Raw genomic sequence first — 24,000 nt, forward strand, 5'->3', positions numbered from 1 at the left:
CTCGCAGAGGGGATCCACGTCTCACTCGAATGGGCGGAAACCGCCCACGAAATGGGAATGGCCCGTCCAGAAACTGGACGGGCCACTCACCGGCTGTGTCTTACTTGCCGGCCTTCCTACGCTGAACGCGCGTCCGGCGCAGCAACTTGCGGTGCTTCTTCTTCGACATGCGCTTACGGCGCTTCTTGATCACAGAGCCCATCGTGAGCGCTCCTTCCTTCGTCGTCGGTCACGCTGCCCGGCGCAGCGTCCAACGGGTGGAGCGCACAGGCACGAGCGGTCTTCCAGGGTACTCGCGCCCCGGAAGACGCCCTCGGGCGGGCACGTTGTGCTCCGTGGACCGAGCCTCAGCCCACGTCGAAGTACGCGCCTTGCAGATACTCGTGTACGGCCTTTTCGGGCACTCTGAACGACTTCCCGACGCGCACCGCGGGCAGCTCGCCCGAGTGAACGAGGCGGTAGACGGTCATCTTGGAGACCCGCATCAGCGTGGCCACCTCGGCGACCGTCAGGAACTGGACCTGGCCAACTGAGGGCAGATCATCCTTCTTGTTCGGCGGCATGATTCACCGTGTCCTTCGACACGTGTCGCGCCACGAGGCTTCCCCACCTGTGGTATCGACACGCACGTGCTCTCCTGAGAGTAGCGGGACACGTGTGGCTAAAGCGACGCGAGTCACCGGGATGGGCCCGTCCGACTACGCATTTCGTCCTCTGGATGCGGTGGTTCGACGTCGAACCACCGCATCCAGAGGACTAAACGCGGGGTTCGTGGGCGCGGCCCAGCTCGGTCGAGCGGTCCTTCGCGGCCTCGATGGCGGCCAGCAGCGCCGCGCGGACGCCGTGCTTCTCCAGCTCGCGGATGGCGTTGATGGTGGTCCCGGCGGGCGAGGTGACGGCTTCCCGCAGCAGCACCGGGTGTTCGTCGGACTCGGCGAGCATCTTCGCCGCCCCGACCGCCGACTGGATGATCAGCTGCCCGGCGAGCGCCCGCGGCAGGCCGAGCAGGATCCCGGCGTCGATCATGGCCTCGACCAGGTAGAAGAAGTACGCGGGCCCGGAGCCGGACAGCGCCGTGACCGCGTCCTGCTGCGACTCGGGCACCTCGACGACCTGCCCGACATGCGAGAGCAGGTCCTTCACCACCGCGATGTGCTCGGCGGTCGCGTGCGCGCCCGCGGAGACCGCGCTCATCGCCTCTCCGACGAGCATCGGGGTGTTCGGCATGACCCGCACCACCGGGACGCCGTCGGCCAGCCTGCGCTCGTACAGGGCGGTCGGCAGGCCCGCGCACAGCGAGACCACCAGGGACTCCTCGCCGAGCAGCGGCGCGAGCTCGTCCAGCACCGGCTCGATGTCCTGCGGTTTGACCGCGACGACCAGCACGTCGGCCCGGCGGGCGGCGTCGGCGACGCTGACCCCGTGCACGCCGTAACGCTCGGTCAGCTCGGCCGCGCGCGCCGGATACCGCTCGGTGAACAGGAGGTCGTCCGGGCTGTGCCCACCCTGCAGCAGGCCCGAGAGCAGGGCCTCCCCGATCTTCCCGGCACCCAGAACCGCGATCACGCTCATGCGCTTCAGCGTGCCAAACGGCCGTCAGGCTCCAGGCGCCGGGGCAAGCGCCAGCTGCCGCGCCTGGCAGACCAGCCTGCCCTGGGAGTCGACCACGAGGGCGTCCGAGTCGAACCAGGCCTCGTGCACCGACTGGCTCTGGACGATCACCCGCAGCCAGCCCGGCGCCGGCCGGGTGCGCAGCAACGCGGTCAGCTGCACGGTGGGCGCCCAGCCGACCCGGCCGAGGTTGTAGACCACCGGCGGGTTCACGTCGCTCGCGAGCAGGGCGAAGTACGGGTCCGCGAGCCCGTGCCGGGGCCGGACCCACAGCCGCATCCTCGGCGGGTCGCCGATCCGGCCGTGCAGGTAGCCGACACTCGCCGGGTCGAGCCGGACTTCGCAGCCCTTCGCGAGGTTGAAGAGGCCTTCGGAGGTCTCGCCGGTCACGGGCACCGCGCCGGGCGGCGGCTCCGCGGCCATGGCCGGGACGTCGGTCCACTCCGGCCGCCGCATCGGCAGCCGTCCGGTGGTCACTCTGGCCTCGACGCAGCTGCGGCCCCGCTGCTCCAGCAGGACCCCGACGACCGAGGCGCGCCTGCCGACCTTCCGGACGTCCATACGCAGCAGCACCGGTCCCACCGCGGGCGGATGCAGGAACTCCGCGCTGATCGCGAGCGGCTCGGACGGCGGCTCTCCGCGTTCGTGGAGGAACGACAGGGCGGCCCGGGCCATCAGGGCCATCAGGAAGCCGCCGTGGGGGTGTCCACCGATCGACCATTCGGTACGGAGTACCGCCGTGAACGTGCCGTCACCCAGTGATCTCGTCGCGCATGCCTCGTCGAAGGAGGTGCTCGTTTCGTCGGTCGCGCTCACCGAGCACTGACCCAGGCCACGAGCCGATCCATCGGGGTGCGGGAGATCAACAAGCGCAGCTGGTTCACGGTCGGAACTTTACGTGTACCAGCGCCTCGGGCGCAGGGAGGAATGAATCTCCGCACCTGGAGACGATCTTTGTCACTGACCTAGGTGCAGCCTCGCGAACAAGAGTGACTCCGCGAGGTCCCGCGACCGCTGCGCCGCGCTCGGCGACCGCCGGGTGTTGATCTCCAGCACGACCTGTCCGGAGAAATCGCTGCTCACGAGCTTTTCCAGCAGTTCGGCGCAGGGTTCGATACCGCGTCCGGGCACCAGGTGCTCGTCCTTCGGGAGCCCCGTGCCGTCCGCCAGATGGACGTGCGCGAGCCCGGGACCCATCCGATCGGCGAGCGCGAGGGCGTCCATCCCGGCTGCCGCTGTATGGGACAGGTCGAGCGTGTAGTGGCGAAACCCTACGTCCGTAGGGTCGATCGACGGCCGGAACGCCGACACCCGCGACGTCCGCGAGCCACCGGGCGGGCGGACCTTGAACATGTTCTCCACCGCGATCTCGATGCCGCTGGCTTCTTCGAGCTCGTCGACGAGGTCTCCGAACGCGTCGCCGTAGCGGCGCTGCCACCGGAACGGCGGATGCACCACGACCGTGCGCGCACCCAGTTCCTGCGCGGCTTCCACCGACATCCGCAGGCGCACCACGGGATCCGGCGACCACACGCGCTGGGTGATCAGCAACGAAGGCGAGTGGATCGACAGCACCGGCACCCCGGTGCGCCGCGACCACCGGCGCAACGCGGAGACGTCCTGGCTGACCGGATCGGCCCAGACCATCACCTCGACCCCGTCGTAGCCGAGGTCGGCGGCCAGCTCGAACGCCACTCCCGCCCGCAACGGCCAGACGGACGCCGTCGAGAGGCCTACCGGAACCTGCTGAACCATTCCGGCATTCTTCCCGAGGCCGCTAACGGGCGACCAGCAGGAGTGCGGCCGGTGAGACCGTCACCACCAGTCCGACCAGCACCGCGAGCACCAGGGTCTGCAGATCCTCCGCCTTGCGGATCTTCCGGACGATCCACACCAGCGCGACGATCACCAGCAACGCGGCGACCAGCGCGGCGGCGGGAAGGTTCACCCACAGCCAGTTGAAGCCCAGCCACACCGCGGCACCACCGACGACGCCGAGGGCGAGCTGACCGGCCAGCGCCAGCCACTGCTTCCCCGGCGAGACCTTTTCGGCGGGCGCCGCGGGCTCGTCGACGACCTCCTCGGCCTGGTCGTCGTCGTAGTCGTCCTCGTACTCGTCGGCGCGGTAGCCGTAGTCGTCACGCTCGAAGTCCGGGCCGCCGTCCGGATACGCCGGGTCGGCGAACTCGCGCTCGTACTCGTCGAGGTTGTCCTGACGGTCACGGTCGTCGAGGGAGTGCGGCGGCACGAACGGCATCGGCGCGGGGTGGCCCATGGTCGGGGGGCCTGCGTCGAACGGGTCCGGTTCGGGTTCGGGGTCCGGCTCGACGGGCGCGACCGGGGGCGGCACCGGCGGGATGCCGCCGATTTCGGTGTCCTCGGACTGCACCTTCTGCCTGCGTTTGCGCCATCCGGCGAGCCCCGCGGGCGGCGCCGCCGGTTCCACGGGGGCCTCGGGTTCGGGCACGGCCTCTTCGCCGACCGCGGCGAACTGCTCGGTGCTCGGCTCGGCCTTCGGCTGCGGCGGGCGGGCCGCCGGACGACGGCGCCGCGCCGGCTGGGCGGGCGGCGTCGCGAAAGCGCCACTGGCCATCGGGCCGGGCGGGTCCTGGACGTCTTCGGCCGGGGCGTCGAGGCCACCGTCGAGTCTCGCCGAAAGCCCCGACGACGGGGGCCCGGCGGGCGGTTCGGGACGGCGGCGGACCGGCGGCACCGCGCCGCGGGTCTCCTCCGGGCCAGGCGGACGCGGACGGCCGCGCGGGGGCAGCCCCTCGGAATCCGGCGGACGCTGCTGATAGCCGGACTGCTCCTGCGGCGGTGTCGGCCGCACGAACTGACCAGACTGCTGCGGCGGACGCTGCTGGTAACCGCTCTGCTCCTGCGGCGGCGGCGTCGGCCGCACGAATTGCCCGGATTGCTGCGGCGGACGCTGCTGATAGCCGCTCTGCTCCTGAGGCGGGCGCACCGGCGGCGTCTGCCGGGTCGGGGTCGACGCGACGTTCGGCGGCACCGGCAGCGGCGCGGAATCCTGCTGCGGCTGCGGGAGCGGACGCGCTCCGGAGTCTTGCGGGCGCGCGCGGCGCGGAGGACGGTTGGCGGGCGGCGGGGTGTCACCCGACACCCTGTCGATGATCGCCTGCGGCGCGGTGTCGCTCACCGACGGCGCGCGCCGTCCGCGAGTGGGCTCGGGAGCCTCGTCCTCGTCGTCGGCCGCGCGGCGTCGCCTGCGGCGCCCGCCTTCGGGCTGGGCTCCGTGCTGCGCCAGCAGCTCCGCCACGGTCTTCTGTGGCTGGCCGCTCTCTGTCTCGTCCGTCATACCGTGCTGTCCAATGCGCGCTCCAGCCGTTGTGAACCGGCACGCGACGGGGCATCGGCGGCGTCGCGCGCGCTATCCACCGTCATCCGCATTTCCGTCACCTCTTCACCGTGCCCGTTCTCCGTCGACTAAGTCCAGTCGGGCGCTGCCGCCCACAGTCTCGTCCGCACCGTTCGAATGGTCCAGCCGTCGAAGGATGACACCTTCTCGCAGCGCCCACGGACAGATCTCCAGTTCTTCCAGGGAAAGCGCCCGCATGGTGGCTTGTGCGACGAGCGCGCCGGCCACCAGCTGATGCGACCTGCTCGCGCTGACCCCCTCGAGTTGGGCCAGGTCCTGGGCGGTCATCCGGGAGATGAACGCGATGAGCTGGCGCAACGCGGTGTCGGTCAGGGTACGGCGCACATGCGGCCCGCTGGCCGACGGCGCCGCTCCGGTCAACCGGGCGAGTGACCGGAACGTCTTCGAGGTCGCCACGACACGATCGGGTTCACCCAATTTGGCGACCTTCTTCGCGAGCGGGGCGAGTTGTTCTTCGAGCCACACCGAAGTCGCGATGAGCTCCGAACGGGACGGCGGGTCGTGCTGGAACCGCGTCCGCGTGGTCCGGCCCGCGCCCAGGGGCAGCGATTCGGCCAGGTCCGGCTCCTCGTCGCGGCCCATCGCGATCTCGAGCGAGCCGCCGCCGATGTCGAGCACGAGCAGTTTGCCCGCCGACCAGCCGAACCAGCGGCGGACGGCGAGGAAGGTGAGCCGGGACTCGTCGATCCCGGAGAGCACCTTCAGTTCGACGCCGGTCTGCTCCTGGACCTTCGCCAGCACCTTCGGGGCGTTCTTGGCTTCGCGGACCGCGGAGGTGGCGAACGCCATGACCTCTTCGCAGCCCAGCCTGGCCGCGGCCGCCTTCGCCGACTCGACAGCGCGTACGAGGCTGTCCGCGCCCGCGCGGCTCAGGTCGCCGTTGCGGGTGATCTGCTCGGCGAGGCGGAGGACGGCCTTTTCGGAATGCATCGGGGTCGGGTGGGCGCCACGGTGGGCGTCGACCACGAGCAGGTGGACGGTGTTGGAACCGACGTCGAGTACCCCTAGGCGCACGAGCGTCTACGGTACCCGCCCCCACGTCAGGTCACGAAACCGTAACCGTGATCTGTATCGCAGGAGCTCCGGGCGAAGGCCTCCGCGCCTGGTCGACCCATCGGCGGAGGCAGTCGCGATCTTGCAGCGACCGGTTCCGAGTAAGGCAAATGTCCGTTTGATACCTATTCGCACGGTTTTCGATTGGGGTCGTGAGTGTTTTTGGTCGTTAGAACGACCAAAAACACTCACGACCCCTTCGCAAAACGCCTGAATCGGGCGCTTTCACCTCGAAGGTGTCCTTCACCGCGTCTTATGCCGGGAAAGTCCCCTTCAGCTCACGTCTCGAACTTGTAGCCCAAGCCGCGCACGGTGACCAGGTGCCGGGGCGAGCCCGGGTCCGGCTCGATCTTCGACCGCAGCCGCTTCACGTGGACGTCGAGCGTCTTGGTGTCGCCGACGTAGTCCGCGCCCCACACCCGGTCGATCAGCTGCCCGCGGGTGAGCACGCGGCCCACGTTGCGCAGCAGGTACTCGAGCAGGTCGAACTCCTTGAGCGGCAAGGAGACCTCCTGGCCGTCGACGGTCACCACGTGCCGCTCGACGTCCATCCGCACCGGCCCGGCGGTCAGCACGAGCGGGGCGAGGTCGCCTTCGGAGCCCGGCTCACCGCCGCGGCGCAGCACCGCCCGCACCCGCGCGATGAGCTCACGGGCCGAGTACGGCTTGGTGACGTAGTCGTCGGCGCCGAGTTCCAGCCCGACGACCTTGTCGATCTCGCTGTCACGCGCGGTCACCATGATCACCGGTACCGCGGAACGCTGCCTGAGCTGCTTGCAGACGTCGGTGCCGCTCATACCGGGGAGCATGAGATCGAGCAGGACGATGTCGGCGCCGTTGCGGTCGAACTCCTCGAGCGCCTGCTGCCCCGTCACGGCGACGGCGGCGGTGAAGCCCTCTTTGCGGAGCAAGAACGCGAGCGGGTCGGCGAACGACTCTTCGTCCTCGACGATGAGAACCCTCGTCACAGGTTTCCTCCATGGTCGGGGCTTTCTTGCCCTGTTGCCACGAGACGGGGTGTCCGCTCGGGGGTCTTCTCCGGCCGGGACGCCGGCGGAGCCTGTTTCACGGGCGCGGCCGGTTCGGCGGGGATGTGCGCGGGGATCCGCAGGGTGAAGGTCGACCCGGTGCCGGGACGGCTCCACAGGCCGACCGAACCGCCGTGGTTCGCGGCCACGTGCTTGACGATCGCCAGGCCCAGCCCGGTGCCGCCGGTCGCCCGCGACCGCGCCTTGTCCGCGCGGTAGAAGCGCTCGAAGACGCGCTGCTGCTCGTCCTCGGCGATCCCGATGCCGCGGTCGGTCACCGCGATCTCGACCTTGCCGTCGACCAGGCGCCTGCTGATCGACACCGGGCTGCCCGCCGGCGAGTACGCGACGGCGTTCTCCAGCAGGTTCGACAGCGCGGTGACCATCAGCGTCCGGTCGCCCTCGATGAGCAGGCCGCTGGCCGCGTCGGTGGTGATGGTGATCTCGGCGGATTCCGCCGAAAGCGTCGTCCGGCCGAGCGCCTCGCGGACCACGGCGTCGACCTCGACGACGTTGAGGTCGGGCAGCCGCTCGGCGCCCTGCAGCCGCGACAGCGCGATCAGCTCGGTGACGAGCTGGCCGAGCCGGGTCGACTCGCGGAGGATCTTGCCGCCGAAGCGCCGGACCTCCTCGGTGTCCTCCGCGGCGTCGAGAACGGCCTCGGTCAGCAGCGCGATCGCGCCCACCGGCGTCTTCAGCTCGTGGCTCACGTTCGCGACGAAGTCACGCCGGACGGCTTCGAGCCGGATCGCCTCGGAGTGGTCGACGGCCTCGACCACGGTGAACCCGTCGCCGAGCGGGCGGACCTCGCCGAGGACGGCCTCGGGCTGACGGCCCCTCGCCTCCAGCGGGGAAAGGTCGATCTCCATCGGCTCGTCGGTCTCGACCACCTGCTCGGCGGCCTTGCGGGCCCGCGGATCGGCCTGGTTGACCTTCACCAGGCCGAGTTCGTAGGCACGCGGGTTGTGCAGGACCATGTCGCCGAACTTGTTGAGGACGACGACGCCGTTGTTGCTGGACCGCACGAGGCGTTCGAGCAGTTCGGCCACGGTGGGACCGGTCGGTCGCCGCTCCTCGCGGCGGGCGCGGCCCCTCGCGATCAGGAAGCCGAAAACCACACCGACGATCAGTCCGCCGACGGCCAGGGCGAGTGCAACAGGCGTGGTCACAGGGGAATCGTAAGCGCGTGGGTAGTCTTTTGGCCTAGTCCCGGCCGCGTACTCGTGATGCCTATGACACCTGGGGACACCCTGTTCGCCTGCAGGTCAGCCGCCGTTCACGTGGCCGATCCCTCGCCGAGATCTCCTGGGTGAGGCGGGTCACCCGAACCGGGGACATCGTCGCCGCGTGATGCCCGGATCCCGACTTTCGTCGTGATCGTTCACCGGTGAATAGCGACGTTCCCGTCACGGCCCCCGGGGATTGTTGGAAGACTGTCGCCGTGGAACTCGTCAGTGACATCTCCCTGATTCGCGGAGAAGAAGAGCTGTTCGACCGGACGGCTCATCTGTTCGTCGCGGCGACCGACATCGCGTGCGCGGCCGACGACCTCTACACCTGGGCGCTTTCGCGGCCGTCGCTCACGCGCCAGGGCGAACGGCTGGTGCGCGACAAGCGGATCCGCAAGCTGTACCGCCCCGGCGTCCTGCTGAACGAGCAGACCGCGCAGCATCTGCACCGGCTGTCCGGTCTCGGCGCGCAGATCCGGATCGGCACCGAGGAGATCAACGAGACGATCCTGCTCGACGAGCGGGTCGCGATCATGGCGGGCGACGAGGGCAAGGCGGTGCGCTCGTACAGCGTCATCTCGCGCCCGGAGCTGGTGCAGGGCATTCTGTCGCTGTTCGAAACCGCCTGGCTCGCGTCCACCACCCTGGAGACGTTCGACGCGCGGTTCGCCGACATCCGGATGGAGGCACCGCAAATCCTCGAGTTCCTGACCACCGGCTGCAAGGACGAGAAGGCCGCGAAGACCCTCGGCATGGGCGTGCGCACCTATCAGCGTCGCGTCTCGGAGTTGCTGGTCGCGCTCGGCGTGACGTCGCGTCTGCAGGTCGACGCCCGGGCACGGGAACTCGGCCTGCTGTGAAGCGCTGGGCGGGATTGGCCGTGCTGCTCGCGCTCGCGGGCTGCACCACCACGATCTCCGGCACCGCCCGGCCCGAACCGGAGACCCCGCCCGCGAACCTCGCGCTGGTCGATCCGGCGAAGACGGCGTCCGTGCTGACGGCGGTGAAGACGGCCGCCGAAGCCGTGTTCTCCTACGACAGCACGGCCGTGCCCGCCTACGAGAAGGCACTCGCCGACAACGTGACGCCGGGCGCGCGCGACGAGCTGGCGAAACTGTTCGCCGAGGTCCGGAAGTCGGCTGAGCCGGTCAAGCTCGTGACCAAGGTGATCGTGTCGGCGGCGGTCGAGCAGACGCCGGACAAGGCGCGGGTGCTGACCGTCCTGGACCAGAGCAGCACCAGGGCCGGTGCCACCAGCAAGGGCATCGCGTCGGTGCTGCTCGCGACCGTCCGCGAGGGTGATCGCTGGCGGATCGGCGAGGTCAAGGTGAATCCGGCGGACTCCCCGCTCGCGGCGGAGAAGCCGGGCGCGGGTGACCGGGTGTTCGCGAGGGTGCGGGATTCCGCGCGGGACGGTGCCCTGCGCGCCGCGGAAGCCCTGCTGAACGTGAATCCGGCCGACCCCGAAGGCACGTACGCCCGCTACGAGTCCGTGTCGACCGGGCAGTTGCTGACCCAGTTCCAGCAGGACAAGGCGGCTCGGCTGAACCAGATCCGGTCCGGCGGCACGAAGGCGTCGCTGGCGCCGAACCCGGCCGCGGCGGTCATGGAGGTCGTGGACGACAAGGCGAGCGTGCTGCTCTTCGCGACGTCGGACGTCACGGACGCGGCCGGGCAGGCGTCGAAGCGGTACCTGCCGCTCGTCCTGCGCCTCCAGCACCTGCCCGAGGGGTGGAAGGCGGCCGGCATCGAGTCGGTCCAAGCCCTCCCCTGACGCAATTCGTCCTCTGAACGCGGTGGTTCGAGAGCGAACTACCGCATCCAGAGGACGAAATGCGTGGGGTCTAGCGGCCCTGGTTCGCCACGGCGGCCGCGGCTTCCTTGGCGGCCTCCGGATCCAGGTAGGTGCCGCCGACGGTGACCGGCTTGAGGTCTTCGGTGAGGTCGTAGCGCAGCGGGATGCCGGTCGGGATGTTGAGCCCGGCGATCGCGTCGTCGGAGATGCCGTCGAGGTGCTTCACCAGCGCCCGCAGCGAGTTCCCGTGCGCGGCGACCAGCACGGTCTTGCCCGCGCGCAGATCCGGCACGATCTCGGACTCCCAGTACGGCAGCAGCCGCGCGACGACGTCCTTGAGGCATTCGGTCAGCGGGGTGGCGTCGCCGAGGTCTGCGTAGCGCGCGTCGCCCACCTGGCTGAACTCGTCGGCCGGGTCGATCGGGGGCGGCGGGGTGTCGTAGGAGCGGCGCCAGAGCATGAACTGCTCCTCGCCGAACTCGTCGAGCGTCTGCTTCTTGTTCTTGCCCTGCAGCGCGCCGTAGTGGCGCTCGTTGAGGCGCCAGTCGCGCTTCACGGGGATCCAGTGCCGGTCGGCGGCGTCGAGCGCCAGGTTGGCGGTCGAGATCGCGCGGCGCATCAGCGAGGTGTGCACGACGTCCGGCAGCAGGCCGGACTCCGCGAGCAGCTGCCCGCCCTTGCGCGCCTCCTGCTCGCCCTGCTCCGACAGCGGCACGTCCACCCAGCCGGTGAACAGGTTTTCGGCGTTCCACGTGCTCTGCCCGTGACGCAGCAGCACCAGAGTCCCAAGCTCAGCCATGGGGTTCAGCCTGCCAGAGGGAGCGGAAGCGCCGGTCAGAGGGCTGCGCTTGGCTTTATTTCTACAGAGAGTGCGTTACCCGCGAGTAACACCTTCACCCGTCCAGAAGACGGGTTGCCAACAAGTCCCGTTCCCTGGAAATCAGGCTGCACTCCGTTATCCCGGTTTTCGAAGTTCACTCGAACGGAGTAACCGGTAGTCTTGTGATTACAGGTGGAGATCTGACAGGTTGACTACGTCCCGCGCGGCCGGATTCCACGCACTCCCCGGCTCGACGCGGGTGACGACCGCGACTCGTCTCCCCCCTGCCGAGTCGCGGCGCCCGCCGGCCCCGTTGGCATCCCCCTCGTCACCGGGTCCACCTTGGCGGGAACTTCAGCGGGGCGGCTCGAGATCGCGACTCCCCCCTCCCTCGAGCCGTCCCGCCTGTTCATCTTCCGGGCCCTCGTTCGTGGCAGGTATCCACTGCCGGCGCCGGGGCGGCGGTTTCGTGTGACTGAACGGACGACACGCGTGTCGGAATGGACGACACACGTGATTGAGCGGACGACTCGTGGCGGAACACCAGCCGGGGTCGTGTCGTCCATCCAGTCACGCGTGTCGTCCGCCAGATCACGCGTGTCGTCCGCCGGATCACGCGTGTCGTCCGCCGGATCACGCGTGTCGTCCATCCAGCCCCGAACGGTCACCGGGGGGCTTGGTCGGCTCAGTCGAGCGGGGGCGCGGACGGCAGATCCGAAGCGGTCGCCATCGCGGGTTCCGCCGGACGGCGCCGCTTGCGCAACCACCACACCAGCGCGGCCACGGGAACACCGAAGACCAGCAGGAACGGCGCCATCGCACCGATCGCGGTCAGCAGGCCGCCGCCGAAGGTCAGGAAGGCGTCCCAGCCGCCGGCCAGCCCGCCGAGGAAACCGCTGCGGGACTCCTCCGACGCCGCGACCGTCTCCGCCTTCACCTGCAACGAAATCGTCGACATGGCGACACTGCCCGCCAGGCTTTCGCGCCGCTTCTGGAGCGACTCGAGCTCGGCCTCCCGGCTCGTCAGCTCGCTCTCCACCGAGGCGATCTCCGAAACCGACGTCGCCCTCGCGAGCAGCGCGCGGATGCGCTCGACACTGGCGCGCTGGGTGGCCAGCCGCGATTCGACGTCGACCATCTGCTCGGTCACGTCCGTCGCGGTGACCTCGCGCCGGACCTGCTTCCCCAGCTTCCCGAGCTGGTCCAGCACGCCGTCGAGGCGCTCGGAGGGCACGATGACGTTGACCGACGCGCGCTTCTCCTGGGTGCTTTCCTGCCCGGTGTAGCCCGCGGCGCCCTGGGTGATGACGCGTACCTGCGAGATCACGTCGGCGACGTTCGGGGCGGTGAGTTCCAGGTTCGCCGTGCGCACCAGCTTGCGGTCGGCGACCCCTGGCTGTCCCGCGGGCGCCGGGGCCTTGCCCGAACCCGCCTTGCTGTCGGTCGCTTCCTTGTTCGGCACCCCTTCTTTGGGTGCCGCCTGCTTGGTATCCGCCGACATCGGCATCGCGGCCGACTCACCGCCGGAATCGTTCGCCGAACAGCCCGCCAGCGCCAGCACGATGCCGGCGGCCGCGACCCATCTCACTCGTTTGTGCATCAAAACCGTCTCCCTCCAGTGCTGCGGAAAGAGACGGAACGGACGACGGTGCCGTTGCACCGTCCGGGTCACGAGTCGGTCAAGGCTCCGGGTTCGTGCCCGTTCGAAGGCTCGACGAGATGTTTGAACGCCTGCAGGTTCGCCAGCGACTCGCCGCGCGAGACGCGCCAGTCCCATTCGCGTTTGATCGATTCGGCGAATCCGAGTTCCAGCAGCGTGTTGAAGTCGCCGTCGGCGGCCTCCAGCACCTGCCCGAGGATCTTGTCCAATTCGGCTTCGGTGACCGTGTCCAAACCGAACCGGCCGACCAGGTAGATGTCGCCGATCGCGTCCACCGTGTAGTGCACGCCGTACAGTTTCGCGTTGCGGCGCAACAGAAAGCGGTAAACGTCCTCATGGGACTCGTCGGGACGGCGGCAGACGAAGGCTTCGACGGCGAAAGCGTGGTCACCGGCGACCAGCCAGCAGTTGGTCTGCAGTTTCTTGGTGCCGGGCAACGTGACGAAGTACCTTCCCTCGCCACGCCTTTGATATTCCAGGCCCGCATTGTCCAAAGAGGACCGCAAGGTCTCGTCGAGCGTCAAACCGCCACCTCCGCGCGCTGTTCGAGGGCACGCCGGAACGCGCCGGTCGCTTGAGCGTACGTGTCCAGCAGGCGGTCCGTCGTCCGGCGCCAGGAGAAGCGTCGCGCGTGGACGACGGCGTTGGCCGAAAGCTCGGCACGCCAATCGGGCCGCAACGCGACGTTCGCGAGCGCGCCCGACCAGTCCTTCGCGTCGTGCGACGGCACGAGCAGCCCGGAGACGCCGTGCGGGACGGCGACCGGCAGCCCGCCGACCTCCGCCGCGATCACCGGCGTCCCGCACGCCTGCGCTTCGAGCGCGACCAGCCCGAACGACTCGTTATAGCTCGGCACGGCGACGAGGTCGGCCGCCCGGTAGACGTTGACCAGCGACTGGCCCGGCTGCGGCGGCATGAACCGGGTCTGCGCCTCGATCCCGAGGGAAACGGCCAGTTCGCGCAGGGCCTGCGGCTGCTCCAGTCCGGTCCCGGACGGGCCGCCGACGATCAGCACCACCAGCCGCGAAGCCAGCTCCGGCCGTTCACGCAGCATTTCGGCCGCGGCCAGCAGGAGGACGTCCGGCGCCTTCAACGGCTGGATCCGGCCCGCGAAGGCCAGCACGATCGCGTCGGCCGGGAGGCCCAGCGCCCGGCGCGCGGCGGCCTGGGAGCCGGGGGTGAAGCGGTCGAGGTCGACGCCGGGCGGGATGGCGTGCACGGCGTGCGGGTCGGCGTCGTACAGCTCGATCAGCTCGCGCGCCTCGACGCGGGTGTTCGCGACCAGGCAGTCCGCCTCCTCGACGACCTGCTCCTCGCCGATCACGCGGGTGCGCGGCTCGGGGGTGTCGCCCTCGGCCAGTGCGGCGTTCTTGACCTTGGCGAGGGTGTGCGCGGTGTGCACCAGCGGCACGCCCCAGCGATCGCGGGCGAGCCAGCCCGCCTGGCCGGAGAGCCAGTAATGCGAATGGATGAGGTCGTAGTAGCCCGGTTCGTGGAACGCCTCGGCCCGCAGCACCCCTGCTGTGAAGGCGCACAGCTGCGCGGGCAGCTCGTCGCGTCCCAGCGGCTCGAACGGCCCGGCCGGGATGTGCCGGACCAGCACGCCGGGCGCCAGTTCGGCGACCGGGGGCTGATCCGAGGACGTGGCCCGTGTGAACACCTCGACCTCGACGCCCCGGCGGGCCATCTCGGTGGCCGTCTGGCTCACGTAGACGTTCATGCCGCCGGCGTCGCCGGTACCCGGCTGCTCCAGCGGAGAAGTGTGCAACGACAGCACCGCGACGCGCCTGGGCGCGGCGTCGAACCCGTGCAGAGGGATCGTCACCTGGTCAACACTCCCGAAGTCCTACTGATCGGCGAACCCGCGCAGCAGTTCACCGAACTCGTCCGCCGCTTCGGCGAACGGCAGATGCCCCACCTCAGGTAGCCAACGCACGACGGCCCCCTGAATCTTCCCCGCCGCGTATTCCGCGGACGTCGGATCGATCACAGCGTCCGCGAGACCATGGACGATAAGTGCCGGTTTGTCCAGATCACGAAGCACGTCCTCGCTCCCGACGTCACGCCGGAACAGCGCGGAGCGCACCGCGGGCGGCGTGGAAAGGCAGGCGCCGAGAAGCGATTGAGTGAGCGTGCCGGACACCGGGGCGGCCGTCATCCGCCCGCTGAACTGCACCAACGCGGGAATCGCGACCGCCGGATCGTCCGAAAGGACCGCCGGGATGGCGTCGCGCATCGCGGGCCCGACCTTGCCGCCGGGGCGGTTCTTGCCGATTTCTGTGATAGCGCCCACAAAAACGATGCCGGCGAGCCGCGAAGAGCCGTGCACCCGGAGGTAGTCGGTGATGACCAGCCCGCCGTAAGACCAGCCGACGACGATCGCGTCGTCGCCCGCGAAGTCGAGAACGGAGGCGAGATCCTCCGCCCAGACCCGGGGATCGTCGTAGCCGGCGGAGGGCACTTCGGAGTCCCCGTGTCCGCGCAGATCCATCGCGACCAGGCGGAACCGCTCGCTGAGCGCGGGATCGGCCAGCTGCGGCGCCCACGCCCGACTCGACTGGGCCCAGCCGTGCACGAACACGATCGGGCGGGTGTTCTCGGCGCCCTCGACCCACAAACCGATGCGGGTCCCGCCGTAGCCGACTACCTCGGTCTTCATGCACGCCAGCCTATGAGGTTCCGGCGTGCAGGGGACTCACGAGGCCGAACGGCTACTTGACCGCCGAGAGGGCCTTCCAGGACTTCCAGTCGTAGAACCAGTTCTTGACGTCCGATTTGGTCGGGCTGCCCAGTTTCGAACCGGTGATCTCGACCGGGTCGCCGATCATCGCCGAGTCGAAGTACTTCTTGGCGTCCGCTTCGAGCAGGTTCACGCAGCCGTGCGAGGTGTTGGCCTTGCCGATGTTCGCCGCGTTGTCCTGGTTCTCGTGGATGTACTCGCCGTTGTTCGAGATCCGGCAGGACCACTTCTTGTTGACGTTGGTGTAGCCGTAGCGCGCGTTGTCGAACCGCGCCATCGGCTCCTTCGTCATCACGATGAACGTGCCGTTGGGGGTGTTGCGCTGGACGTCGCCGTCGAGCCCGTTCGAGCACGGGTAGCTCGCCGATTCCGCGCCGCCTCGGTAGACCTTCATCACGTGGTCCGGGGTGTGGATCTTGACCACCTGGTTGCGGCCGATCTTGAACTCGGTGGTCACGTCGGCCTTGCCGTACGCGCCGCCGCCGAGCGCGACGCCGTAGAGCTTCGCCTCGACGTTGACCTTGATGTTCGCGGGCCAGTACTCCTTCGGCCGCCAGTCGACCTGGGTGTCCGACAGCCAGCCCCAGGAGCCCTCGACGTCCTTGTCGGTCTTCACCTTGAGCGCCTTCTCGGCGGCCGCCTTGTCCTTGACCGGGGACGCGAACTTCACGCTGATCGGCATCGCGACGCCGACCTCGGCGTCGTCGGTCGGGTTCAGCGTGGCGCGAACCTCCTTGGCGGGCTTGACCGTGCTGAACGAGCCCTTGAACTCGGCGGGCTTGTTGTCGCTGCCGGTGGCCTTCGCGGCGTACGTGTACGTCTTGCCGTAGCCGAGGACCTCGGTGCTGGTCCAGGTGAGCCCGTCGGCGGACAGTTCGCCCTTGACGTCCTTGCCGCCGTCCCCGGTGACCTTGACCTCGGTGAGCTTGCCGTCGGCGACCTTCACCACGACCGGCGTCACCACGGACGCGTCCTTGGCGTCGGCGGCGGGTTCGGCGGTGATCTTCGCGACCGGGGCGGCACCCTGTTCCCCGCCGCCACTGCCTTCCGGCTTGGCGTTGCCGCCTTCTTCGCTGGAGCAGGCGGCGGCCAGCATGGCCGCGCCCGCGGCGAGCGCGGCCTTGAACACCGTGCGCCGTTCGATCACCGTGTACCTCCCATGAAGATCCCCGCGAGCTTCTACCCGCTCAGCGCCGGGAACCCCTTCGACGTTACCCGCGGCGACGGAACTCACCCTCGCCCCTCAGAGGGATAGACGCACGAGGGTGGTGCCGGGTTGTTCACCCGCCCGCATTTAGTCCTCTGAATGCGGTCTTTGGCTCAAAGCGCGCAGTTGATGAGCAGGGGTTCAGGGTGCAGCGAAACGCCGAAGCGAGCCTCGACGCCGTCGCGCACTTCGCGCGCCAGATCGAGAAGGTCCTCAGTCGACGCCTTGCCCCGGTTCGTGAGCGCCAGCGTGTGCTTCGTCGACAGCGAGACCCGGCCTCCAGGCCCTTCGTGGCCCTTCGCGAACCCGGCCCGCTCGATCAGCCAGGCCGCGGACAGCTTCGTACCGCCGGGCCCCGGGTACTGCGGCACGCGCACGTCCTCCCCGACGACGTCCACGATGCCCGCCAGCACCTTCGCCAGCCGCGCCTCGCCGATGATCGGGTTGGTGAAGAACGAGCCCGCGCTCCAGGTGTCGTGGTCGTCGGCGTCCAGGACCATGCCTTTGCCGCGACGCAGCCCGAGGACCGCTTCGCGTGCTTCGGCGGCCGGGACCCGGTCACCGATCTCGACGCCGAGCGTGCGGGCTAGTTCGGCGTAGCGGATCGGGGCGGAGAGGCCGTCTTCGCTGACCTTGAAACGCACTGTGAGCACGACGCCCGCATCGGTCCCCTTCAGGATCGACGTGCGATACCCGAAGCCGAGCTCTTCAGCGGTCAGCGTGCGGATCTCGCGGGTGGCGCGGTCGTAGAGATCGACCGAGACCAGGGATTCGGCCACCTCGCAGCCGTACGCGCCGACGTTCTGGATCGGCGTCGCGCCGACCGAACCGGGGATCCCGGAGAGGCATTCGAGCCCGCCGACGCCCTCGCCGACCAGGCCCGCGACGAAACCGTCCCAGTTCTCGCCCGCCGCGACCTCGACGAGATCTCCGTCACGTGTCCAGCCGGTGTTGCCGACCTTCAGCACCGTGCCCTCGAAACCGTCGTCGGCGACGACGAGGTTCGAACCGCCGCCGAGCAGCAGGATCGGCTCGCCCGCTTCGTCGGCGTCGCGGACCGCGTCAACCAGGGCCCGCACGGTCTTCGCCTCGGCATAACGCCGGGCCGGACCGCCGAGGCGCAACGTGGTGTGGTCGGCGAGGGTGGGAGTTTCGGCAGTGCTCACGCCCGTGAACGGTACTGTCTGGCGCCATGGCCTCCCGTATCGAGCACCGCTCAGCGTTCTCCGCAGACCTCGCGACCACGTTCGACGCGGTCGCCGGCGAGGCGGCGCTGCGGGCGCGGCTGGAGCAGATCGGCGGCGACGACGCGGAACTGCTGGAGTACGTCCCGGCCGAGGACGGAGTGCGCTACAAGCTGCGTCAGGGCATCAGCTCGGACAAGCTCCCGTCGGCCGTGCGGACGCTGCACCGGGGCGACCTGATCGTCGAGCGCGAGCAGAGCTGGAAGGCGGCCGGGAACGGCTACACCGGCACCGCGACGGCGGCGGTCTCGGGCGTGCCGGGCGAGATCACCGCGAAGACGTCGCTGACCGCCGAAGGCGAGCGCACGACACTGGTCAACAGCGGCCAGGTCAAGGTGCGGATCCCGTTCGTCGGCGGAAAGCTGGAGGGCGTGATCGCCGAACAGGTCACCAAGCTGCTGGAGCGCGAGGCGGAATTCGTCGCGAAATGGCTGGCCGAGCGCTGAAACCGGTCGGGGCACCGACACGGGGCACGACCAACCCCAACCGGCTCCGGCGGGTGGACCGGTGGCTCGCGAGCGATCCGGGCGTGACGCGGCTGCTGCACCGCGCCGACGAACCGCTCGTGGTGGACCTCGGCTACGGCGCCTCACCGGTGACCACGGTCGAGATGGCGCGCTGGCTGCGCACGGTCCGCCGTGACGTCCGCGTGCTGGGCCTGGAGCTGGACGCCGAACGGGTCGCCGTCGCGCAGTCCGCCGTCGACAAGCCCTGGCTGGACTTCCGGCGCGGCGGTTTCGAACTGGCCGGGGCGCGGCCGGTGGTGGTGCGCGCGTTCAACGTCCTGCGGCAGTACGACGAAGCCGAGGTCCCGGGCGCCTGGTCGCTCATGCTGGACGCGATGACGCCGGGCGGGCTCCTCGTCGAAGGCACCTGCGACGAGATCGGGCGACTGAGCACCTGGGTCGCCGTCGGACACGACGGACCGCGCACCCTGACCCTGTCAGTACATCTCGCCAGCCTGGAACGTCCGTCCACAGTGGCCGAACGACTACCCAAGATCCTGATCCACCGCAACGTTCCCGGCGAACGCATCCACGAACTACTGTCCACTTTGGATACTTGCTGGGCGACGGCGGCGCCGCACCAGAACTTCGGCGTCCGTGCCCGCTGGGCGCACGCCGTCCATCTGCTCACCGCCCGGGGCTGGCCGGTGCTGAACCGGCCGTCGCGGTGGCGGCTGGGTGAACTCACGGTGCCGTGGTCCTCGGTGGCCCCTGACTAGGAATTCACCGGTCGAACCCCGCTCCGTCACCCCAAAGCGACCTGCGGTGATCACCATGGAACCGTGGAACTGCTGGAGTACGTCACCGGGCTGCTCGAGGGCACGCTCGGATCGCCCTGGCTGTGGGTGATCGTGTTCCTCGTGTCCGGGTTGGACGCGCTCCTGCCGTTCATGCCGAGCGAGACCACCGTCATCACCGTCGCCGTGTTGATCGGCACGGACTTCGCCCAGCTGGCGCTGCTCGCGCTGATCGCCGCACTCGGGGCCTGGCTGGGCGACTGCCTCGGCTACACCGTCGGCGCCGCCGCGGGCCCGCGGGCGCTCGCCCGCCTGCAGCGCGGTCCGGACGGGATCCGGCGCTACGAATGGGCGAAGATCCAGGTGCGGCGCAACGCGGTCCTGCTGATCCTCGCCGCCCGCTACCTGCCCGGCGGCCGCGTCGCGAGCGGGCTCGCCAACGGCAGCCTCGGCTACCCGCCACGCAAATTCGTCCCGCTCGACGCCCTCGGCGCGGGCATCTGGGCGGTGTACAGCGTCCTGATCGGACTAGTCGGCGGAGCGGCCTTCGCGGACGAACCGGAGAAGGGCCTTCTGCTGTCCTTCACACTCGGCCTGCTGCTGGTCGCGGCGATCGAGATCGGGCGGCGGGTCCGCGTCCGGATACTGACCCGGCGCCGCGCGGCGGCCGGGACCAGCGACAATGGTGTGCGTGTCGAACCCTGAACGTCGCTATGTGATCTCCTTCGGCTGCCCGGACCGCACGGGCATCATCGCCCGTATCTCGGGTTTCCTCGCCGAGCACGGCGGGTGGATCGTCGAAGCGGCGTATCACACCGACCCGGACACCGGCTGGTTCTTCACCCGCCAGGTCGTCCGCGCCGATTCGCTCCCGTTCGACGCCGCCGAACTGCGCACGCGCTTCGCCGAGGTCGCGGAGTCGCTTTCGAGCGAATCGAGCTGGCAGGTCAGCGACACCGGCGAGCGCCGCCGCGCGGTGATCCTCGTCTCCAAGGCCGGGCACTGCCTCTACGACCTGCTCGGCCGGGTCGCGTCCGGGGAACTGGACGTCGACGTCGCCGCCGTCATCGGCAACCACGCGTCGCTGGGCGACATCACCCGCGCCCACGGCATCCCGTTCCACCACGTCCCGTTCCCCGCCGGCGACCCGGCCGCCAAGGCGCCGGCGTTCGCCGAAGTACGGAAACTCGTCGACGAGCACGACCCGCACGCCGTGGTCCTCGCCCGGTTCATGCAGGTCCTGCCGCCGGAGCTGTGCGAGGCGTGGGCCGGGCGGGCGCTCAACATCCACCACAGCTTCCTGCCGTCGTTCGTCGGCGCGCGGCCGTACCACCAGGCCCACGCGCGCGGGGTGAAGCTCATCGGCGCGACCTGCCACTACGTCACCGCCGACCTCGACGCGGGACCGATCGTCGACCAGGACGTCATCCGCGTCGACCACGGCGACTCAGTCGAGGACATGGTCCGCAAGGGCCGCGACATCGAGAAGGTGACGCTGGCGCGCGGGCTCCGGTGGCATCTGGAGGGCCGCGTGCTGGTGCACGGGAACCGGACTGTCGTCTTCTAGTGGTTCACTGTCGCTATGGGGACCTCAGAGATCAAGGCGATCGAGACGCTCGAAGCGCTGCGTGAGCACCTCGGCCACCCGGCCGAGCGGACCAAGGGGAAGATCATCCCCTTCCTCGATCCGCACGCGCGCACGCTGATCGAGCACTCGCCGTTCTACCTGCTGGCGACGGCGTCGTCCGACGGGACCTGTGACGTCTCGCCGCGCGGCGACCCCGCCGGTTCCGTGAAGGTGCTCGACGACAAGACGCTGGCGCTGGCGGACCGGCCGGGCAACAAACTGCTCGACAGTCAGACCAACATCCTCGAAAACCCGCACGCCGGCCTGCTGTTCCTGATCCCGGGGATGAACGAGACCCTGCGGATCAACGGCCGCGCGAAACTGGTCGCGGACGCGCCGTTCTTCGACGACCTCGTGGTCAAGGGGAAGCGGCCGGCGCTGGCGATCCTGGTCGAGGTCGAAGAGCTGTACATGCACTGCGCCAAGGCTTTCCTGCGGTCGTCGCTGTGGAAGCCGGAGACGTGGCCGGAGCGGTCGAGCCTGCCGACCGCGGGCCAGATCTTCCGTGACCAGATGAAGCTGGACGTGTCGGCGGAGGCGCTCGATGCGGCGCTGACCGAAGGCGCGCTCACGACCCAGTACTGAGCCCCAGATGTCATGAAAGGGCCGTTCAGGACGAAAAATGTCCTGAACGGCCCTTTCATGACATCCAGCGGGAGGCGGGTCAGACGCGGACCAGCATCTTGCCGGTGTTCGCCCCGCCCAACAGGTCCAGGAACGCCTGCGGCGCGTTGCGGATACCGTCCACAATGGTCTCCGAGTACTTCAGCCGCCCGGAGGCGACCAGCGGAGCGACCTCCTGCACGAACTGCGGCTGCAGCGCGTAGTGGTCGCCGACCAGCATGCCGCGCATGGTGAACCGCTTCGCGATGATCGACGCGAGATTGCGCGGCGCCGCGGCCGGTTCGGTGTTGTTGTAGACCGAGATCATCCCGCAGATCGCCATGCGGCCGTGCAGGTTGATCGAGTCGATGGCCGCTTCGAGGTGCTCGCCGCCGACGTTGTCGAAGTACACGTCGATGCCTTCGGGCGCCGCCGCGCGCAGCTGCTCGATCACCGGGGCGTCCTTGTAGTTGAACGCCGCGTCGAAGCCCAGCTCGTCGGTCAGCCATTTGACCTTGTCGTCGGTGCCCGCGCTGCCGATGACCCGCTTCGCGCCCTTCAGCTTCGCCAGCTGGCCGACGACGGACCCGACGGCGCCCGCCGCGCCGGACACGAAGACGGTGTCGCCCTCCTTGAACTCCGCGACCTCCAGCAGCCCAGCGTACGCGGTGAGCCCGGTCATGCCGAGAACGCCGAGGTACGCCGTGATCGGGGCGGCCTCCGGGTCGACCTTCACCGCGTGCTTCGCGGCGACGACGGCGTGCGAGCGCCAGCCGAGACCGTGCAGCACGATGTCACCGGGCTTGAAATCGTCCACGGTGGACTCGAGCACCTCGCCGACGGCGCCGCCGTGCATGACCTTGCCGACCTCGTACGGCTCGGCGTAGGACTTCGCGCTGCTCATCCGGCCGCGCATGTACGGATCCACGCTCAGCACCTGGTTGCGGACCAGGATCTGCCCCTCGCCCGGCACCGGGATCTCGACGTCGGCGATCTCGAAATTCTCCAGCGTCGGAACACCGTGCGGACGGGAGGCGAGCCGGATCTCGGTTGCGTTCACGAGGTAACTCCAAGTCTGTTGCCGAAGCGGGGCGGTCGCCCCGTATTCACGACGGGTACAACGAGCCAACCGGGGCGCCCATTCCGATTGTGGCGAGGGCTACACGACCTCGGCGAGCTTGCCGAGCACGCCCTCGTAGATCCGCTTGAGCCCACCGGGCGCGAAGGTCTTCTCGAAGAAGCCGCCGATGCCGCCCGCGCCGTCCCAGGTGGTCTCGATGCGGACGAGGCTGCCGCCCGGCACCTCGCGGACGGTCCAGGTGGTGACCATGCTGGAGTTCGCGTCGGTCTCGACGAGGGTGCCTTCGGACGGCTCGGTCACCGTCGCGGCGACGTCACGCACGCGCTTCGACGTGGCCTGCAGCTTCCAGCGCGCCTTCGTGCCCGCGCCGACGCCGCCTTCCGTGACCTCGTAGTCGCGGTAGTGCTCCGTCAGCAGCTTCGGCCGGGTTTCGGCGTAGTCCGCGACGAGCGCCCTGACCTTGTCCGCCGGCGCCTCGATGGTGCGCTCCGCGACGGCCGTGACCTTTCCCATCCCACTCCCTTTCACCCGTATGGCAAGACAGCGTCCACGATTCCACCGCTGCTCGCAGCGGGAACGCGCACCCCCTGCCCGGATGCAAGGAAAGGTCCTTTCCTCGCAAATTTCGCAAGGAAAGGACCTTTCATGGCACGTGAAGGGGACTAGATGAGCGACTTCTCCTTCAGCCAGTCCTTCGCGACGTCGCCCGGCTTCTCGCCGTCCGAGTCGACGCGCTTGTTCAGCTCACGCAGCTGCACGGTGTCGAGGGCTTTGCTCACGGCGTTGACGGCGGCCGCGAAGTCGGCGCCGCGCTCGTCGAGGACCTTCTTGTTCACCGCGGGCACGACGTTCTCGGTCGGCACGATGGCGAGGTCGTCCTCCAGCGCGACGAACTGCGGGTCGCCGACGAGCGGGCTCACCGAGTCGACCGGGATGACGGTGACCTTGCCGGACCGCAGCTGTTCGACGCGCGGGCCCGCCTCCTGCACGGTCTGGAACGTGGCCTTCAGCTTGTAGACGTCCGTGAAGCCCTTGAAGCAGGGAAGCCGCTCCGCGCACTCCGGAGCGCCCGCGACGACGACGTTGTCGACCTTGGACAGGTCGCTGATCTTCGCCAGCCCCTTCTCCTTGGCGAGGTCGGCCTTCACGATGTAGGTGTTCTTGTTCTCCGCCGGGGAGTAGTCCAGCAGGCCGATGCCGTCCGGCTCGAACAACTTCTTGAGCTGCTCGTGCTCGCCCGCCGCGTCCTTCGGGGCTTCCTTGCCGTATCCGGTGGTGATGGCGGCGCCCTGGTACTCCGGGATGAACTGGAGTTCGCCGGATTTCAGTGCCGGGTAGATGAGCTCGCGCGAAGCGACGTTGAGCTTGCGGGTGATCGGGTAACCCTTGGCCTCCAACGCGTTCGCGTACAGCTCGGCGAGGATCACACTGTCGGTGAAGTTGAAGGAGGCGACCACGATCGGCGTCCCGCCCTTGCTCTGCGCGGCCGGGGCCGCCGCGTCGTCTCCGCCCCCACAGGCGGTCATACCGAGGATGGCGGCGGCGAGCACCGCGCCCACTCGAACATTCCGTGTCCAGCGCACGTGCACACTCCTATGACTCGTTCAGAGGAATGAACCGTATCTCCGGGTCACGACAGAATCCACATTTTGAGAGTTGCAC

General features: G+C 69.3%; 26 protein-coding genes. 7 read left to right on the forward strand and 19 right to left on the reverse strand.

Annotated features, from left to right (window positions below; genetic code table 11):
• Window positions 1-100: 100 nt before the first annotated feature.
• The 9 genes from ED92_RS41745 to ED92_RS03745 form a co-directional block, all read right to left on the reverse strand.
• Window positions 101-202: a 30S ribosomal protein bS22 gene (locus ED92_RS41745; RefSeq protein WP_007030867.1), complete on the reverse strand. Its 102-nt coding sequence runs from the start codon at window positions 200-202 to the stop codon at window positions 101-103.
• Window positions 203-347: 145 nt separating this feature from the next.
• Entirely contained in the window at window positions 348-563 is a 216-nt protein-coding gene (locus tag ED92_RS03710) for a helix-turn-helix domain-containing protein (RefSeq protein ID WP_016330918.1), read from the reverse strand.
• A 193-nt stretch (window positions 564-756) separates the two neighbouring features.
• Window positions 757-1,572: a pyrroline-5-carboxylate reductase gene (gene proC / locus ED92_RS03715; protein ID WP_037333003.1), complete on the reverse strand. Its 816-nt coding sequence runs from the start codon at window positions 1,570-1,572 to the stop codon at window positions 757-759.
• A 24-nt stretch (window positions 1,573-1,596) separates the two neighbouring features.
• On the reverse strand, window positions 1,597-2,427 hold the full coding sequence (locus ED92_RS03720; RefSeq protein WP_016330916.1) for a thioesterase family protein: 831 nt from the start codon (window positions 2,425-2,427) through the stop codon (window positions 1,597-1,599).
• 141 nt (window positions 2,428-2,568) lie between these two features.
• Complete coding sequence (locus tag ED92_RS03725) at window positions 2,569-3,366, reverse strand: sugar phosphate isomerase/epimerase (protein WP_037333006.1); 798 nt, start codon at window positions 3,364-3,366, stop codon at window positions 2,569-2,571.
• A gap of 22 nt (window positions 3,367-3,388) precedes the next feature.
• On the reverse strand, window positions 3,389-4,927 hold the full coding sequence (locus ED92_RS03730) for a hypothetical protein (protein ID WP_037333008.1): 1,539 nt from the start codon (window positions 4,925-4,927) through the stop codon (window positions 3,389-3,391).
• Between the two features lie 105 nt (window positions 4,928-5,032).
• Complete coding sequence (locus tag ED92_RS03735) at window positions 5,033-6,022, reverse strand: Ppx/GppA phosphatase family protein (RefSeq protein ID WP_037333010.1); 990 nt, start codon at window positions 6,020-6,022, stop codon at window positions 5,033-5,035.
• Window positions 6,023-6,339: 317 nt separating this feature from the next.
• Entirely contained in the window at window positions 6,340-7,029 is a 690-nt protein-coding gene (locus ED92_RS03740; protein WP_005167072.1) for a response regulator transcription factor, read from the reverse strand.
• On the reverse strand, window positions 7,026-8,258 hold the full coding sequence (locus tag ED92_RS03745; protein WP_037333013.1) for a cell wall metabolism sensor histidine kinase WalK: 1,233 nt from the start codon (window positions 8,256-8,258) through the stop codon (window positions 7,026-7,028). The genes ED92_RS03740 and ED92_RS03745 overlap by 4 nt, the downstream gene beginning before the upstream one ends.
• 272 nt (window positions 8,259-8,530) lie before the next feature.
• On the opposite strand from ED92_RS03745, the gene ED92_RS03750 reads away from it, so the two are divergent.
• Together ED92_RS03750 and ED92_RS03755 are read left to right on the forward strand one after the other, a co-directional pair.
• Complete coding sequence (locus tag ED92_RS03750; protein ID WP_037333015.1) at window positions 8,531-9,178, forward strand: response regulator transcription factor; 648 nt, start codon at window positions 8,531-8,533, stop codon at window positions 9,176-9,178.
• Window positions 9,175-10,092: a hypothetical protein gene (locus tag ED92_RS03755; RefSeq protein ID WP_037333017.1), complete on the forward strand. Its 918-nt coding sequence runs from the start codon at window positions 9,175-9,177 to the stop codon at window positions 10,090-10,092. The genes ED92_RS03750 and ED92_RS03755 overlap by 4 nt, the downstream gene beginning before the upstream one ends.
• Window positions 10,093-10,162: 70 nt before the next feature.
• Here ED92_RS03755 and ED92_RS03760 read toward each other — a convergent pair whose 3' ends face one another.
• From ED92_RS03760 to ED92_RS03790, 7 genes are all read right to left on the reverse strand, one after another.
• Window positions 10,163-10,912: a phosphoglyceromutase gene (locus ED92_RS03760; RefSeq protein ID WP_037333019.1), complete on the reverse strand. Its 750-nt coding sequence runs from the start codon at window positions 10,910-10,912 to the stop codon at window positions 10,163-10,165.
• A 706-nt stretch (window positions 10,913-11,618) separates the two neighbouring features.
• Entirely contained in the window at window positions 11,619-12,533 is a 915-nt protein-coding gene (locus tag ED92_RS03765; protein ID WP_037333021.1) for a DUF4349 domain-containing protein, read from the reverse strand.
• A 68-nt stretch (window positions 12,534-12,601) separates the two neighbouring features.
• Window positions 12,602-13,117, reverse strand: a complete 516-nt coding sequence (locus ED92_RS03770) for a YbjN domain-containing protein (RefSeq protein ID WP_037333023.1) — start codon at window positions 13,115-13,117, stop codon at window positions 12,602-12,604.
• Window positions 13,114-14,418, reverse strand: coding sequence for a D-inositol-3-phosphate glycosyltransferase (gene mshA, locus ED92_RS03775; RefSeq protein ID WP_081975688.1), 1,305 nt, complete (start codon window positions 14,416-14,418; stop codon window positions 13,114-13,116). Before mshA ends, ED92_RS03770 begins: the two co-directional genes overlap by 4 nt.
• A 21-nt stretch (window positions 14,419-14,439) precedes the next feature.
• Window positions 14,440-15,252 (reverse strand): alpha/beta fold hydrolase, encoded by an 813-nt coding sequence (locus ED92_RS03780; protein WP_037333025.1) that lies wholly within the window; start codon window positions 15,250-15,252, stop codon window positions 14,440-14,442.
• Between the two features lie 52 nt (window positions 15,253-15,304).
• A complete protein-coding gene (locus tag ED92_RS03785) occupies window positions 15,305-16,480 on the reverse strand; it encodes an Ig-like domain-containing protein (RefSeq protein WP_037333027.1) in 1,176 nt (391 codons plus the stop codon).
• Between the two features lie 173 nt (window positions 16,481-16,653).
• Complete coding sequence (locus ED92_RS03790; RefSeq protein ID WP_037333029.1) at window positions 16,654-17,706, reverse strand: UDP-N-acetylmuramate dehydrogenase; 1,053 nt, start codon at window positions 17,704-17,706, stop codon at window positions 16,654-16,656.
• 26 nt (window positions 17,707-17,732) lie between these two features.
• On the opposite strand from ED92_RS03790, the gene ED92_RS03795 reads away from it, so the two are divergent.
• From ED92_RS03795 to ED92_RS03815, 5 genes are all read left to right on the forward strand, one after another.
• Entirely contained in the window at window positions 17,733-18,230 is a 498-nt protein-coding gene (locus ED92_RS03795; RefSeq protein WP_037333031.1) for a DUF2505 domain-containing protein, read from the forward strand.
• Window positions 18,212-19,009: a methylase gene (locus ED92_RS03800; protein WP_037333033.1), complete on the forward strand. Its 798-nt coding sequence runs from the start codon at window positions 18,212-18,214 to the stop codon at window positions 19,007-19,009. The genes ED92_RS03795 and ED92_RS03800 overlap by 19 nt, the downstream gene beginning before the upstream one ends.
• Window positions 19,010-19,072: 63 nt before the next feature.
• Window positions 19,073-19,732 carry a DedA family protein gene (locus ED92_RS03805; protein ID WP_037333035.1) on the forward strand — a complete coding sequence of 220 codons (660 nt, stop codon included), beginning with the start codon at window positions 19,073-19,075 and terminating at the stop codon, window positions 19,730-19,732.
• Window positions 19,710-20,594: a formyltetrahydrofolate deformylase gene (gene purU / locus ED92_RS03810; protein ID WP_199754866.1), complete on the forward strand. Its 885-nt coding sequence runs from the start codon at window positions 19,710-19,712 to the stop codon at window positions 20,592-20,594. Before ED92_RS03805 ends, purU begins: the two co-directional genes overlap by 23 nt.
• Before the next feature lie 15 nt (window positions 20,595-20,609).
• Complete coding sequence (locus ED92_RS03815; protein WP_037333039.1) at window positions 20,610-21,239, forward strand: pyridoxamine 5'-phosphate oxidase family protein; 630 nt, start codon at window positions 20,610-20,612, stop codon at window positions 21,237-21,239.
• A gap of 79 nt (window positions 21,240-21,318) precedes the next feature.
• Here the strand turns inward: ED92_RS03815 and ED92_RS03820 are convergent, their stop codons facing one another.
• The 3 genes from ED92_RS03820 to ED92_RS03830 form a co-directional block, all read right to left on the reverse strand.
• Entirely contained in the window at window positions 21,319-22,317 is a 999-nt protein-coding gene (locus ED92_RS03820) for an NADP-dependent oxidoreductase (protein ID WP_037333041.1), read from the reverse strand.
• Window positions 22,318-22,416: 99 nt separating this feature from the next.
• On the reverse strand, window positions 22,417-22,851 hold the full coding sequence (locus tag ED92_RS03825; RefSeq protein ID WP_037333043.1) for an SRPBCC family protein: 435 nt from the start codon (window positions 22,849-22,851) through the stop codon (window positions 22,417-22,419).
• A gap of 149 nt (window positions 22,852-23,000) precedes the next feature.
• On the reverse strand, window positions 23,001-23,897 hold the full coding sequence (locus tag ED92_RS03830) for an ABC transporter substrate-binding protein (protein WP_081975689.1): 897 nt from the start codon (window positions 23,895-23,897) through the stop codon (window positions 23,001-23,003).
• Between the last annotated feature and the right edge of the window lie 103 nt (window positions 23,898-24,000).

The sequence above is a fragment of the Amycolatopsis sp. MJM2582 genome (assembly GCF_000754115.1).
Classification (GTDB): Bacteria; Actinomycetota; Actinomycetes; order Mycobacteriales; family Pseudonocardiaceae; genus Amycolatopsis; species Amycolatopsis japonica.

Bases quoted from the DNA above. Each gene is read 5' to 3' on its own strand.
- ED92_RS03800 (WP_037333033.1), top strand. From the start codon at position 18,212: ATGGCTGGCCGAGCGCTGAAACCGGTCGGGGCACCGACACGGGGCACG.
- ED92_RS03795 (WP_037333031.1), top strand. From the start codon at position 17,733: ATGGCCTCCCGTATCGAGCACCGCTCAGCGTTCTCCGCAGACCTCGCG.
- ED92_RS03815 (WP_037333039.1), top strand. From the start codon at position 20,610: ATGGGGACCTCAGAGATCAAGGCGATCGAGACGCTCGAAGCGCTGCGT.
- ED92_RS41745 (WP_007030867.1), bottom strand. From the start codon at position 202: ATGGGCTCTGTGATCAAGAAGCGCCGTAAGCGCATGTCGAAGAAGAAG.
- ED92_RS03730 (WP_037333008.1), bottom strand. From the start codon at position 4,927: ATGACGGACGAGACAGAGAGCGGCCAGCCACAGAAGACCGTGGCGGAG.
- purU (WP_199754866.1), top strand. From the start codon at position 19,710: ATGGTGTGCGTGTCGAACCCTGAACGTCGCTATGTGATCTCCTTCGGC.
- ED92_RS03725 (WP_037333006.1), bottom strand. From the start codon at position 3,366: ATGGTTCAGCAGGTTCCGGTAGGCCTCTCGACGGCGTCCGTCTGGCCG.
- ED92_RS03765 (WP_037333021.1), bottom strand. From the start codon at position 12,533: ATGCACAAACGAGTGAGATGGGTCGCGGCCGCCGGCATCGTGCTGGCG.
- proC (WP_037333003.1), bottom strand. From the start codon at position 1,572: ATGAGCGTGATCGCGGTTCTGGGTGCCGGGAAGATCGGGGAGGCCCTG.
- ED92_RS03780 (WP_037333025.1), bottom strand. From the start codon at position 15,252: ATGAAGACCGAGGTAGTCGGCTACGGCGGGACCCGCATCGGTTTGTGG.
- ED92_RS03760 (WP_037333019.1), bottom strand. From the start codon at position 10,912: ATGGCTGAGCTTGGGACTCTGGTGCTGCTGCGTCACGGGCAGAGCACG.
- ED92_RS03825 (WP_037333043.1), bottom strand. From the start codon at position 22,851: ATGGGAAAGGTCACGGCCGTCGCGGAGCGCACCATCGAGGCGCCGGCG.
- ED92_RS03710 (WP_016330918.1), bottom strand. From the start codon at position 563: ATGCCGCCGAACAAGAAGGATGATCTGCCCTCAGTTGGCCAGGTCCAG.